Annotated in this window: 10 protein-coding genes and 8 tRNA genes; 5 read left to right on the top strand and 13 right to left on the bottom strand. The window is 51.6% G+C overall.

Translation table 11 applies throughout. The features are described from left to right. Window position 1: 1 nt before the first annotated feature. The 7 genes from rsxA to E1N14_RS11880 all read right to left on the bottom strand — a co-directional run bounded on the left by rsxA (window position 2) and on the right by E1N14_RS11880 (window position 3,195). On the bottom strand, window positions 2–580 hold the full coding sequence (gene rsxA, locus E1N14_RS11910) for an electron transport complex subunit RsxA (protein WP_025010232.1): 579 nt from the start codon (window positions 578–580) through the stop codon (window positions 2–4). Between the two features lie 115 nt (window positions 581–695). After that, window positions 696–2,600, bottom strand: coding sequence for an EAL domain-containing protein (locus tag E1N14_RS11905; protein WP_025010233.1), 1,905 nt, complete (start codon window positions 2,598–2,600; stop codon window positions 696–698). 87 nt (window positions 2,601–2,687) lie between these two features. Continuing rightward, window positions 2,688–2,763 (bottom strand) — tRNA-Asn (locus E1N14_RS11900). Between the two features lie 30 nt (window positions 2,764–2,793). Next, window positions 2,794–2,869: transfer RNA gene (locus tag E1N14_RS11895), tRNA-Asn, on the bottom strand. Window positions 2,870–2,897: 28 nt separating this feature from the next. Continuing rightward, a tRNA-Asn gene (locus tag E1N14_RS11890) sits at window positions 2,898–2,973 on the bottom strand. A gap of 22 nt (window positions 2,974–2,995) precedes the next feature. Beyond that, window positions 2,996–3,071, bottom strand: a tRNA-Asn gene (locus E1N14_RS11885). Between the two features lie 48 nt (window positions 3,072–3,119). Beyond that, window positions 3,120–3,195: transfer RNA gene (locus E1N14_RS11880), tRNA-Asn, on the bottom strand. A gap of 902 nt (window positions 3,196–4,097) precedes the next feature. On the opposite strand from E1N14_RS11880, the gene uvrB reads away from it, so the two are divergent. Continuing rightward, complete coding sequence (gene uvrB, locus E1N14_RS11875; RefSeq protein ID WP_025010234.1) at window positions 4,098–6,110, top strand: excinuclease ABC subunit UvrB; 2,013 nt, start codon at window positions 4,098–4,100, stop codon at window positions 6,108–6,110. Window positions 6,111–6,270: 160 nt separating this feature from the next. On the opposite strand, the gene rrtA is transcribed toward uvrB, so the two are convergent. Both rrtA and queC read right to left on the bottom strand, forming a co-directional pair. Next, window positions 6,271–6,813, bottom strand: coding sequence for a rhombosortase (rrtA, locus tag E1N14_RS11870; protein ID WP_252727294.1), 543 nt, complete (start codon window positions 6,811–6,813; stop codon window positions 6,271–6,273). 29 nt (window positions 6,814–6,842) lie between these two features. Continuing rightward, window positions 6,843–7,595, bottom strand: a complete 753-nt coding sequence (gene queC, locus E1N14_RS11865; RefSeq protein WP_051546963.1) for a 7-cyano-7-deazaguanine synthase QueC — start codon at window positions 7,593–7,595, stop codon at window positions 6,843–6,845. A gap of 180 nt (window positions 7,596–7,775) precedes the next feature. Between queC and queE the strand changes: the two genes are divergently transcribed. Next, entirely contained in the window at window positions 7,776–8,444 is a 669-nt protein-coding gene (gene queE, locus E1N14_RS11860; protein ID WP_025010237.1) for a 7-carboxy-7-deazaguanine synthase QueE, read from the top strand. Between the two features lie 62 nt (window positions 8,445–8,506). On the opposite strand, the gene E1N14_RS11855 is transcribed toward queE, so the two are convergent. The 4 genes from E1N14_RS11855 to E1N14_RS11840 all read right to left on the bottom strand — a co-directional run bounded on the left by E1N14_RS11855 (window position 8,507) and on the right by E1N14_RS11840 (window position 10,076). Further along, a complete protein-coding gene (locus tag E1N14_RS11855; RefSeq protein ID WP_025010238.1) occupies window positions 8,507–9,571 on the bottom strand; it encodes a PLP-dependent cysteine synthase family protein in 1,065 nt (354 codons plus the stop codon). Between the two features lie 181 nt (window positions 9,572–9,752). Beyond that, window positions 9,753–9,837 (bottom strand) — tRNA-Tyr (locus tag E1N14_RS11850). A 32-nt stretch (window positions 9,838–9,869) separates the two neighbouring features. After that, window positions 9,870–9,954: transfer RNA gene (locus E1N14_RS11845), tRNA-Tyr, on the bottom strand. Window positions 9,955–9,991: 37 nt separating this feature from the next. After that, window positions 9,992–10,076 (bottom strand) — tRNA-Tyr (locus E1N14_RS11840). Window positions 10,077–10,201: 125 nt separating this feature from the next. Between E1N14_RS11840 and E1N14_RS11835 the strand changes: the two genes are divergently transcribed. From E1N14_RS11835 to E1N14_RS11825, 3 genes are all read left to right on the top strand, one after another. Beyond that, window positions 10,202–10,690: a VC2046/SO_2500 family protein gene (locus tag E1N14_RS11835; protein WP_062793439.1), complete on the top strand. Its 489-nt coding sequence runs from the start codon at window positions 10,202–10,204 to the stop codon at window positions 10,688–10,690. A gap of 70 nt (window positions 10,691–10,760) precedes the next feature. Next, entirely contained in the window at window positions 10,761–11,051 is a 291-nt protein-coding gene (locus tag E1N14_RS11830) for a DUF406 family protein (protein ID WP_025010239.1), read from the top strand. A gap of 194 nt (window positions 11,052–11,245) precedes the next feature. Continuing rightward, on the top strand, window positions 11,246–13,420 hold the full coding sequence (locus E1N14_RS11825; RefSeq protein WP_028781500.1) for a putative bifunctional diguanylate cyclase/phosphodiesterase: 2,175 nt from the start codon (window positions 11,246–11,248) through the stop codon (window positions 13,418–13,420). Window positions 13,421–13,444 lie beyond the last annotated feature (24 nt).

Here is a 13,444-nt window from a genome sequence, read left to right as displayed (position 1 = left end):
TCTATTTGACTAAACCGGTAAAGCCCATGAAGGCCAGCGACATCAGGCCGGCGGTGATCATGGCGATGGCACTGCCTTTGAAAGGCGCTGGGACATCGGCCGCCGCCAGACGTTCGCGCATCGCCGAAAACAGGATAAGTACCAGTGAAAACCCGGCGGCAGCGCCAAAACCATAGATGGCACTCTGCATAAAATCGTGGTTTTCATTGATGTTCAGCAGGGCTACACCCAACACGGCACAGTTGGTGGTGATAAGCGGCAGGTAAATCCCCAGCGCCCTATGCAGAGTCGCACTGGTTTTCTGTACCACCATTTCGGTGAACTGTACCACCACGGCGATAACCAGAATAAAGCTCATGGTGCGCAGGTAGCCCAGATCGAATGGCAGCAGCAGATACTGGTTGACCAGATAGCTGAGAATGGCTGCCAAGGTCATGACAAAGGTGGTTGCCATGGACATACCTATGGCAGATTCCAGCTTGCTGGACACCCCCATAAACGGGCATAAGCCAAGGAATTTCACTAATACAAAATTGTTGACCAGCACAGTGCCAATCAACAACAGGAGATACTCACTCATCTCATTACAGGCGTTGTGATTTCTTAGCGGTTATTATCAGTGTTTCAGTGGTCATAAACAACATATAGAAAGCAGGGTTTACCTTCTTTGCGCCCGTATTTGGCCATAAATGGCATTAATTTCTGTTCATTTCGGCGGGATCCAGCTGTTGTGGCTTGGCGATATAGAAGCCCTGCATGCCGTCGACCAGCAATTTCTCCACCACCATCTTCTCTTCCTGACGCTCGATGCCGCAGGCTATCACCCTGACACCACTGCGGCGGGCCACATCGACCAACATACGGACAAAGAACTGGTTATTGGTGTCTTCATCTATTGCCTGGGTATAGCTGGGATCCAGTTTGATATAGTCGGGGCGCACCTCTCGGAAGAATTTGAATGAGGTAAAGCCCATGCCGAAGCGTTCTACCGATACCCTGCAGCCGACGCTGTGCATGGCGCGAACGAACTTGTGACTGGCAGCCAGATTGCCCTGCATACCTGCTTCATTGATCTCAAACACCAGCCTTGAGGCCAATCTCGGGTGTTTGGAAAGCAGATCTCGGGCCCAGGCTATAAAGCTTTCTTTGGAGGCTGAACCCGGGCTCAGATTGACGCCGATATTACCGCTGAGGTTTGGCAGGCTCTGCAGTAGTTTCAAGGCGCTGAGCAGTACCAGTTTATCCAGTTCCTGACTCATGCCGTGACGTTCGGCCATGGCGATCACCGTGGCTGTAGGTAGAAACTTGCCTTCACTGTTGTAAAAGCGTGCCAACAACTCCCGGTAGCCATCTACCTCGCTGCGACAGGGCTGAATGGGTTGCTGGTAAAACTTGAGCGCCCGGCGCTTCAGCAAGTCTTCAATGGCCAGTTTCCAGCGGTTATCCCCGAGTTTTTCATCCAGCATATTCTTATCCTGGAACTGCACCGCATTAGGGCCCAAGGTTTGCGCGATGTTGGTGGCGGTATCGGCCATGGCGAGAATACCCATGGGATCTTTGTCGCTGGCGTAGGCCACTATACCTGTATGGGCAATGGAGTCTGTTTGCAGTTCTGCTTGATACTCTTCCAGCTCACGCTTGAGCTGGGTGGCAAAGGTTTGCGCGTCTTTCAGCACAATTGAGGGGATAAAGATGGCAAAGTCAGTACTGGCAATACGAAAGCTTTCGCTGTTTTTGTAGCCCTGGAGTGCCCGGCGAATACAAACCGCGACACGGGCAAGATAGTCATCGCCGCCCTGACGGCCGTGCAGTTGATTGATATGACCAAGCTCAGTGGCTTTTACCAGGATTAACACTCCAATTTGTGATTTGCCGGAAAGAGACAGTTGCTGCAGTTTTTCGGTGAAGTGCTGGCGGGTGCCAAAGCCGGTTACCGGATCTTCATAGGCGAGCTTCTTCAGTGCCAGATTTTCCGACTCAAGTTTGTCAAACTGCTGCTTGAACAGCTGCCGACTTTGCTCCAATGCTTGCCCCAAGGGCTTGAGTTCACCCCGAAAGCGGCTCTGTGCCAGAGAATCAAACTGGCCTTGGGACATCTTGGTTAAATACTCTGCCGCATATTTGAGGACGCGTTTATGACGGCCCATCATCAAGGCAAAGATTAACGCCAGGGCCAGATAAAGAGGCAGTAAGCGTAATCCTGCTAGCCAGAGTGTATGGATCCCTTGATCTCTAAGAGGGCTGAGGTCGGGCTTAAGTAAAACCCGCCCGGAAGCGAAGCGGTATTGGGATTCGAGTTGCAACGGCAACAAATAATATTGCCAGTTCATCTCAGGCAGGAAACTGCCTCTGGTAAGATTATTTTGGCCGTCGGCGTCATCTGTATATTGGAAAAACTGCAGCGGCGCAGTGTCCTGCAGCTGCCGGTAAAGGATTGCGGCATCATCTGCGTCCTGGGCTTGCTCCTGCGCTTGTTGTAATCGCTGCAACAGGGCATTACCTTCCTGCTCCAGAATCTGCCGCTCCTGCTGTAGCAGCACCATGCCGGTAGCCAGAAACCCCAATAATAGTAACAGTTGAAAAAAGCGCGAAATGCCCATCTTTATCTGAGTTCAGACCAATGTCGAGACGATTGTCGAAATTGTATACGTATTTGTTATAAATACAAAACGCAGAAAGAGGTGAGGTGGCTCCCCTGACTGGACTCGAACCAGTGACATACGGATTAACAGTCCGCCGTTCTACCAACTGAACTACAGGGGAATAGAATATGATGCTGAGCGAAAATCGAAGTGGCTCCCCTGACTGGACTTGAACCAGTGACATACGGATTAACAGTCCGCCGTTCTACCGACTGAACTACAGGGGAACAGATTTCGCTTAGGTCAAACTTGAAGTGGCTCCCCTGACTGGACTTGAACCAGTGACATACGGATTAACAGTCCGCCGTTCTACCGACTGAACTACAGGGGAACAGATTTCAAGCTAACTAAATTGGCTCCCCTGACTGGATTCGAACCAGTGACATACGGATTAACAGTCCGCCGTTCTACCGACTGAACTACAGGGGAATAATTTAGCTAGGATTAACCTATTGTTTTCATAAGACTTGCTTGAAGTGGCTCCCCTGACTGGACTTGAACCAGTGACATACGGATTAACAGTCCGCCGTTCTACCGACTGAACTACAGGGGAATCGCAATTTCTCGCTTGTCTCGCTGAGAACGGAGCGCATAGTAAATCGCTCTGTGGGTGGAGTCAACTCGCATCCCCAAAAAAAGTGTCATTAAGCTGTTAATTGCTTATCTAATGCTCACAGTGATGGATAAAACTGCTTTATGGATATTTTTTGCTTAAAAAATAACGGCTAAACACTTATGTGCCAGGCGTTTGACTCAGACCTCTTGCCATTTGCAACAAGGATATCGACCTTAATGAGCCCTTTGCTAGCGATTGAGCTGCCATGCCATAGATAAATACCATGGGGGATTATGAAAGGGGCATCAAACTGAGCGCTTCAAGCAAGATAGAACACCGCTCAAAAAAGGGCAGCACAATCATTTTGTGTTCATTTTTGGTGCAGCTTAATCCGCTTTGTGAGTACCACACTTTCATATGTTCTTTTATTACAAAATACCCACCAGGGTAGGATAAATGGAACTGGATGCCTCAAGCCCCCATGGCTAAAGGGTTACACTGACTTATCCACTAAATCTGTGGATAAACCTGTGAGCTTCCCCGCTTTATGGGCTGCAAACCCTTGTGGCATCAGCATTGAACTTAAAATGGTCAATTTGGGAGGCTAAAATATAAACATAACAAAAACAGCAAGATATAAAAGTCAAGCCGCTTTGGTTTGCTTGGTGATTTTTGTAACAAAGCTGTAAGGAAGTATCTGCCAATCCTTGTGCATTAAATCCGCCTCAGTGATTCATTCGGATGGATTTTTTATATTTGGCCGCCACATCTGCCGTCTCGTTGCTGAGTTTCAGCACAAGCTGCTGCTGACATCATGTTGGCAGGAGTAATGCGGCTTTTGGCTTGGCGTAATTCGGCCCAATGAGTAAAATGAAAGGCTTAACCGAAGGAGCATTAAAGTGTCAGCTACGCCGTTTCGTTTGGAGTCTCAGTATTCTCCTGCCGGAGATCAGCCCTCCGCCATTGCCAAACTGGTTGATGGCCTGGAATCCGGGCTCGCCAACCAGACTTTGCTGGGGGTTACCGGCTCAGGAAAAACTTTCACCATTGCCAATGTGATTGCCAATCAAGGGCGGCCAACCATCATTATGGCGCCCAATAAAACGTTGGCGGCGCAACTCTACGGTGAGATGAAAGAGTTTTTCCCCCATAACGCGGTGGAATACTTCGTTTCCTACTATGACTACTACCAACCGGAAGCCTATGTGCCTTCGACCAACACCTTTATTGAGAAGGATGCTTCGGTCAACGCTCATATTGAGCAGATGCGACTCTCGGCCACCAAGGCCTTGCTGGAGCGGCGTGATGTGGTGTTGGTGGCCTCGGTTTCAGCCATTTATGGTCTTGGCGACCCTGATTCTTATATGAAGATGCTGCTGCACCTGCGCCAGGGCGACATCATGGGCCAGCGGGATATACTGCAGCGGCTCAGCGAGTTGCAATACAGCCGCAACGATATTGAACTGCAGCGGGGTACCTTCAGGGTGCGCGGTGAGGTAATAGATATCTTCCCGGCCGAATCGGACCGGGATGCTATTCGGGTCGAGTTGTTCGATGATGAGATAGAGCAGCTGTCGCTGTTCGACCCTTTGACCGGCCAGGTACGTAAACGCATTGCCCGGGCCACGGTTTACCCCAAGACTCACTACGTGACCCCGAGAGAAAAAATATTGGCGGCCACAGAGCAGATAAAGGCCGAGCTCAGAGAGCGCCGTCAGCAGTTACTGGATACCAATAAGCTGATTGAGGCACAAAGGATCAGCGAGCGGGTGCAGTACGATGTGGAGATGATGACAGAGCTGGGTTATTGCTCCGGTATCGAAAACTACTCCCGTTATCTCTCCGGGCGTGCACCGGGAGAAGGGCCGCCGACTTTGCTGGATTATCTGCCGCCGGATGGTCTGCTGATCATCGACGAGTCCCATGTGACTGTGCCGCAGATAGGTGCCATGTACAAGGGTGACCGTTCGAGGAAAACCACTCTGGTGGAGTACGGTTTCCGCCTGCCTTCGGCACTGGATAACAGACCGCTCAAGTTTGAAGAGTTCGAGTCCTTGATGCCGCAGACGATTTATGTTTCGGCTACACCGGGCGGTTATGAACTTGAACGCAGCGGCGGCGATGTGGCCGAGCAAGTGGTCAGGCCCACGGGTTTGTTGGATCCCGAGCTGGAAGTGCGGCCGGTGGCGATTCAAGTGGATGATCTGCTGTCTGAGGCCAACAAGCGCATTGCCGTCAACGAACGTGTGCTGGTGACCACGCTGACCAAGCGGATGGCGGAAGATCTCACCGAATATCTCGATGAACACGGCGTTAAGGTGCGTTATTTGCACTCGGACGTGGATACCGTGGAGCGGGTAGAGATCATTCGCGATTTACGTAAGGGGGTATTCGACGTGCTGGTCGGCATCAACTTGCTCAGGGAAGGGCTGGACATGCCGGAAGTGTCTCTGGTGTGCATACTCGACGCCGATAAAGAGGGCTTCCTGCGCTCCGAGCGCTCGCTTATCCAGACCATAGGCCGCGCAGCCCGTAACATTAACGGCAAGGTGATCCTTTACGCCGATAAGGTGACCCCTTCAATGGCAAAGGCCATGGATGAAACCAATCGTCGCCGCGAGAAACAGCACGCCTTCAACCTGGCCAATGGCATAGTGCCCAAGGGCTTGGTGAAGAAGATCACAGATGTTATGGATGTGGGAGATTCCCCCTCATCGGCAGCACCCCAGCCGGGTGCCCGCAAGGTGGCGGAGCGCAAGTCGGCTTATCAGGTGGACGCTGCCAATCTGGCGCATGAAATCGACAGGCTGGAAAAACAGATGCACCAGCATGCCAGGGATCTGGAGTTTGAGCAGGCCGCTGCGCTGCGTGATGAAGTGGCAAGGCTCAGAGAGGAGCTTATCAAGGCCTAAAGCACACATGGGGCTTGTTCGCACCTTCCCTAAAATCGCCCCATTGACAAAGAACCCGGCAAAAGCCGGGTTCTTTGTGCTGTTCATCTGTCAACGACTTTAAAGAGCTTGATTTAAAAGTCTAATTTAAAAACCCCTATTTAAATGCTTAGGCTTGGTATCAAAGTTTCGGCGCTTTATAAGCACTCAGTCGCCACAAGCCAAACAGTGCGATACCGCCAATCAGGCCAACAAGATGCGCTTCAACCGCGACTCTGGCGCCAATCAGGGCACTGACTTCAGCGGCCGCCCCTTGCCATTGCTCCCAGCCGACCTTGGCGATAACGCCAGCAAGCAGCAGGTAACCTGAACTGCGACCGCTGCGAATATCGGCCAGGGCGCCGAAGGCAAACAGGCCGTGCAGTATGCCACTTAGCCCAACATAACCCATAAGCTTCGGGTAGCAAAGATATAGCCCTACACCTTCAAACAGACAGAGTGCCAGGGTCAATATCAATACACCCAGGGCGTTATAGTGTTCCTTATGCAGATAAAGGATCACCCAAAACCCGGCGAGGTTCATCAGCAGATGCCAGAAGTTGGTGTGCAGCAGATTGCCGCAGACAAGCCGCCACAGCTCACCTTGTTCTATGGCGCTGCGGCGAAAGGCCAACAGCTCAGTGAGCGGCAGAGAATACAGCAGCAGCGCCAGGGCTGTTAACACAACACCTGAAAAATAAGCGGATCTCGGCTTCACGCTGTCTTGGCCGCCAGTATTGCCTGGATGCAGTCCGGTGTTGCCAGATACTCATCCAGCCCTTTTTGGCGCAGTAAACAGGCGGGGCAGGTGCCACAACCTTTGCCAAGAATGCCGTTATAGCAGGTAAGGGTTTCATCCCTTACCAGTGGCAGTTGCTGGTATTTATCTGCCAGTGCCCAGGTTTCGGCCTTGTTGAGCCACATGAGTGGCGTAACCAAACGCAGCTGTCTGTCCATGCCTTGTACCAGCGCAGATTCCATCGCCTTGATAAAGTCATTACGGCAGTCCGGGTAGCCGGAGAAGTCGGTCTCGCAGACGCCTGTGATCACGGCATCGGCGCCTATTTGATAGGCATAGATCCCCGCCAGGGTCAAAAACAGAATATTGCGTCCGGGAACAAAAGTATTGGGCAGACCATTGTCCATCAAGTCGTTTGATACCGGGATATTGTCGCGGGTGAGGGCCGAGATGGCCAACTCATTGAGCAGAGTAACATCCAGCACCTTGTGACTGGCGGCGCCGAGTTTTTGCGCCAGTTGTTTGGCAACTTCAATCTCCTGGCTGTGGCGCTGGCCATAGTCGAAGGTGATGGCATGTACTTCATCATACTGGGCCAAGGCCTGAATAAGGCAGGTGGTGGAGTCCTGACCGCCGCTGAAAACGACTATCGCCTTGGAAATAGCTGGCTTAGTGCTCCGGGGCGGCTCTGCGGTTTGGGTTTGCGGTGCGTTTGATTCTGATGACATAAGCGATTGATTGGATGAAGACATAAGTGTCTATTCAAAGGGATGACTCAATTGTCACAGTTTACCCTAATTTGGCCGGCTGTCAGCGCCGGCGGGGTAAAAAACGGAAAATTCGCTCATCCTTGCGCTTGGGGCCAAATTCCTCTATAAATGCCGCCCCGGCAAATATGAGGAACCCCGATGTACTACCCCGTCAACGAAGTCTTTGAAACCCTGCAGGGAGAAGGTGTGTTTACCGGCGTTCCGGCCATTTTTGTGCGTTTGCAGGGGTGCCCTGTGGGGTGTCCTTGGTGTGATACCCGCCAGACCTGGGACAAGCTTGAGCATAATCAGGTGAAACCTGCCGATGTGATCCGCACCGATGGCAGTATCGGTCGCTGGGCAGAGCATGATGCCAAGTCTTTACTGGAGGCGTTCAAACAGCAGGGATTCAATGCTAAGCATATAGTGATCACAGGTGGTGAGCCTTGTCTCTATCCGCTCACTGAAATGACAGAAGCATTTAATGCCGCAGGCTTTCGCACTCAAATTGAAACCAGTGGCACCTTTGAGGTGAATTGCAGCGCAGATACCTGGGTCACAGTCTCGCCCAAGGTCGGTATGAAGGGGGGGATGCCGGTACTGCGTCAGGCGCTGGAGCGGGCAAATGAGATTAAGCATCCGGTGGCGACCGAGGCTCATATTGAGGAACTGGATCAACTGCTGCGGGGATTGGATCTCAAAGACAAGGCTATCTGCCTGCAGCCCATCAGTCAGAAGAGCCGGGCGACGGCGCTGGCGATGAAAGTCTGTATCGAACGCAACTGGCGTTTGTCTATTCAGACTCACAAGTATCTGGATATCGATTAATCCGTAGTGGTAATCGACAAAAAGCCGCATTGATGCGGCTTTTTGTTATCTGAAGCGCGTTGTTAGCAGCAGAGTTCACCCGTGGTTTCAAACTGCTTCAGTTTGTTTTGATACTGGCTGATATCCCCTATGTTGGCGGCTATCCACTCGGGGTTGTAATAAGTGTCCAGATAGCGCTCACCGGGATCGCAGATCAGGGTCACTATTGAGCCCTGGCGGTTGTCGCGTTTCATTTCGGCCGCCAGCATCAGGGCACCATAGAGGTTGGTGCCGGTCGAGGCCCCGGTCTTGCGGCCGATGATCTGTTCCAGCCAATGGATTGTCGCCACAGAGGCGGCATCAGGGATCTTCAACATGGAGTCGACAACCCCCGGGATAAAGGAGGGCTCGACTCTGGGCCGGCCTATACCTTCAATCTTGCTGCCTTGCTCACAGGTGATGGCCGCATCTCTTTGTTGAAAATAGTCATAGAACACTGAGTTATCCGGGTCGACCACACACAGCTTGGTGCAAAGCTGTTGATAGCGGATATAACGGCCAATGGTGGCCGAAGTGCCGCCGGTACCCGGGCTCATCACAATCCACTCGGGAATAGGGAAGGGCTCGCGCTGCATCTGATCGAAAATGGCATTGGCAATATTATTGTTGCCGCGCCAGTCGGTGGCCCGCTCGGCATAGGTGAACTGATCCATATAATGGCCATTCAGCTCCCGCGCCAGCCGCTCAGACTCAGCGTAGATTTCGCTGGAGTGATTGACAAAGTGACAACGGCCGCCATAAAACTCTATCTGCTGTATCTTCTTGCGGGCGGTGGAGGCCGGCATAACCGCAATAAAGGGTAGCCCCAGCAGGCGGGCAAAGTAGGCCTCGGAGACAGCAGTGCTGCCGGATGAGGATTCAATGACAGGAGTATCCTGTTTGATCCAGCCGTTACACAAGGCGTACAGAAACAGTGATCTTGCCAAGCGGTGCTTGAGGCTTCCGGTTGGATGGGTGCTTTCGTCTTTAAGATAGATATCCACTCCGGCTACCGCCGGCAGTTCCAGTTTAATCAAATGCGTGTCGGCACTGCGCTGAAAATCGGCTTCGATTTTGGCAATTGCTTCGTTTACCCAGAGATCGGCCATTGTTGTTCTTCTTTCTTATAACAGGATGGTCTTAATCATAACCAAAGGTAATGACAATGGATAGCGAAAACTCAGGCGCATTAAGACACAGCCACAGGCTAGATAATTGATTGTTAAGGAATTAAACGCGGTGGGCGTAGATAAAAAACTTGGAAGATTGACTAAAGGAATATAAAAGAAATGGTGGAGGGAGAAGGATTCGAACCTTCGAAGGCGGAGCCGTCAGATTTACAGTCTGATCCCTTTGGCCACTCGGGAACCCCTCCACATATTTGGAGCCAGACATTAGAGTGAAAGATGGTGGAGGGAGAAGGATTCGAACCTTCGAAGGCGGAGCCGTCAGATTTACAGTCTGATCCCTTTGGCCACTCGGGAACCCCTCCACGATTTCACTTTCGTGTCTTTTAAATTGTAGGCAAATGGTGGAGGGAGAAGGATTCGAACCTTCGAAGGCGGAGCCGTCAGATTTACAGTCTGATCCCTTTGGCCACTCGGGAACCCCTCCTCAATTGCGGCCGCCATAGTAGTCAGAAACCTTTTTCATGTAAAGCCCGATTTTAAAAAAAGGGCTAAAGTTCGTGGTCATTTGGTCGATTAACTAACAACGAGTTGTTTTGTTGATGTTTTTTTATGCGCACTGATGTTTCCTTAATCAATGAACTGCAATTGGGCGAACGGCTTAATCTAGCTGTTGAGTCCCATCGCCGGGGGGAGTTTGCCCTGCTTTTGGCGTTGCTGTCTCAGGATGTGCGCGATTGGCCCCAGTTTCACCTGCATGACGATGTTGAAAAGGACACTGTCCTGCGGCAGCAATTTGATCTGCCTGCGCCTCAACCTTTGGTTGGGGACTTGAGTCAAGAACCTTCCCTGGTAGACAACAGTTATCATTTTATCAGTGAGGGCGAGCGCAGCTTTCAACTGGCCCAGGCCTTGATGCCCGAACCTTTGGTTATCAGGGGAAAGAGAGATAGCGGAATGCAGGTGGCGCTGGATAACTGCGATTGGCACACAAGGCTGCGCACGGAAGGTGTCTTGAACCAACCCAAGGTGGCTTTGATGGAGTTTGTTGACCAACTCTCCGAGCAGCGCAGGTTGGCCGGTCTTTATCAAACTGCGTGAGTCTTGCCTCAGTCCGGGTCTTGTCAATGTCGTATAATGGTGCGTGCCTATCAGCATCGGAGACATATAGATGAAGAGTATTGAACAGGCTCAGGCCGCCAATGTGCAGGACACTTGTGCCGAGTGTGGCAGCTATGTGGATATAGGGACAGTGGTCGAAGAAGGAGACACCTTGCTTTCGTTGACTTTTCAAGGTGAGTCGGCGGTAGCCGATGTCGAGGCGCTAAAGCAATTGGCCGAAGGCCGCTTCGCCGATGTCAAGGCTGAGCTCTGCAACGATGAGCAGGCTGTTACCCTGGCTCTGACTTTTTCCTGTAGTGCCGAGAAAATGATTTTTCAGTTGGAAAACGGCTTGGCATAAGTGACTTAAGTAAATGGTCAAAGGTGGCCAGATCCGAAAGGTTGTGAGGCCGCCCATGGCAGGGTAAATGTAAGAAAGTATGAGTTATCTTGCTGGATATTATGTAAAAGTGTAATCTCGCGCAGAGAAGTGATAACAGGCCCGCGCATTCGGCGCGGGTTTCTTTAAGCCCGAAAGGGAACCTGAGGACATGTGTGAAGCGACGTAGGTATCAGCGATTGCTGGAGTTGTTGACCAACTCGGTTGCCAAGCAGCAGGGCGATTTCGCCAAGACGGCTGAACTGGCTACTGAGCTCTTGTGTCAGTACCTTGATGTGCAACACGCCAGTGTCTGGTCCTGGTCCAGGGATCAACATGTGCAGTTTGAAGTTGCCCGCTTTGGCTCAGGGCGACCTATTCAGACGCCCAGACCGCAACACCTCAGTCAAATACCCGCCTATATAGATCAACTCAAACAAAGACGCCACATTGACGCCAATGACGCGCTAGCAGATTGGCGGATGAGCGAGCTTGCCGAGGTCTACTTTAACGCCAACGGTATTGCCAGTGCCCTGGATATCGCTATCAGGATCAATGGCCACATTGAAGGCGTATTGAGCCTGGAGCGAACTATTGCCGGCGAACTCTGGAGCGATTTGGAAATCCACCTGGCATCGCAAGTCGCTGATCAACTGGCGCTGACTCTGGCGACCTATGATGCCTACCGTAAAGATGAACTACTGACGCTGTTTCAGTCGGCCGCGGAGCAGTCGGCCCAGGTCACCATGTTAATCAATCTGCACACAGAAGCGATTGAATACATCAACAGCGCCCATGAACAGATCACCGGTATCCCGAAAGAAAAAATGCTTGGTGCCAGCCTGAAGCAATTGGCCTTTTTTCATCAGCAACCCAAACAGGCTGAAATGACCCTGGCCAAAGTACTGCGCGGTGAAGTGGCTACCGGTGAAGTGATGCTCAATCGTGAGCAGGGCCAGGAATACTGGCTCAGATATCATGCCAGTCAATTTATCACTCAGCGCGGTAACCATTATGTCTTGGTCTCCAGTGAAGATTGTACCGAGCAGCATAATTATCAGGCCGAACTTGAGCGCTTGGCCTGGCGTTGCAGCCTGACCGGACTATACAACCGCACCCATTTCAATCGTTTACTCGATAGAACCTATAGCGGGCAGTTGCTGCTGATCGATTTGATTGGTTTTAAACGCTTCAATGATACCTATGGGCATGAACAGGGTGATGCCTTGCTGATTGAAGTGGCCCGCCGTTTGAAACACTTTGCCTCTCTTTATCCCGGCTGCAATATTGCCAGGGTAGGCAGTGATGAGTTTGCCCTCCTGCTCGATGATAACAACGAGCTTGATATCGATGTTTGTTGTCATCGCCTCTATCAACAGTTGTGCAATCCCATCAATATCGGCCGTGAGCAAGTGGATCCCAAGCCGGCACTGGCGGCGGTGGACATTGCCGAAGTCGCCGAATTGGTAGCGCCGCTGACTTGTGCCGATATTGCGCTGCAATACGCCAAGAAGAAGCAGGGTACGGCAATCCAGTTTTTCAACAGCGCGTTGCTCAAGGCGTTCAAAGATGATGCCCAGATAGAAAGAGATCTGCACGCCGCCATTCGGGGCAGACAGTTTGAACTTTATTATCAGCCGCTTAAAGATTTGCAAAGCTGCAGTTACATAGGTGCCGAAGCACTGATCCGCTGGCACCATCCCAAGCGGGGAGTACTGTATCCCGGCGCCTTTATCGATATTGCCGAACAGTCTGGGCTTATCAATGCCATAGGTACCTGGGTGCTGGAGGCCGCCTGTCGCCAGCTTAATTTGTGGCAGCACCACAATATTAATATCGCCATGCATGTGAACGTGTCGGCGCGGCAGTTTTTCGGCAGCAATCTTTATGAGCAGGTGTGGCAACTGCTCAATCGTTACCGCTTGAAGCCAGGTACGCTTATTCTGGAGATCACCGAAACCGAGTTGATGGAAGATATACGCTATGCCACCAATCTATGCCAGGAGTTGGCAGATTTGGGGGTAGGGCTTGCCATTGATGATTTCGGTACGGGCTACAGTTCAATGCGCTATTTGAAACAGTTTCCCATCAGCAAGCTCAAGATAGACAGGTCTTTTATCTCAGATCTCAATATTAGCCGCGAGAGTCGCGAAATCGTCAGCGCGATTATCGCCATGGCCAAGGCGCTGAATATCTCTCTGACAGCAGAAGGAGTTGAAACCGCCGAGCAGGAACGTTTTCTCACATCCTGCATGTGTCATCAGGCCCAGGGATTCCTGTACAGCCCGGCACTCAGAGAAGCTGAATTCAGCGCTTTCTTGCAGCAGAGTCAACCGCTGTTGCTGCACTGATTAGCCAGCCCAAGCTCACTCTGG

Origin of the sequence: Shewanella algae (assembly GCF_009183365.2) — a bacterium.
GTDB lineage: Bacteria > Pseudomonadota > Gammaproteobacteria > Enterobacterales > Shewanellaceae > Shewanella > Shewanella algae.
The sequence above is the reverse complement of the archived record's forward strand: the minus strand, read 5'-3'. Positions and strand labels throughout refer to the sequence as shown.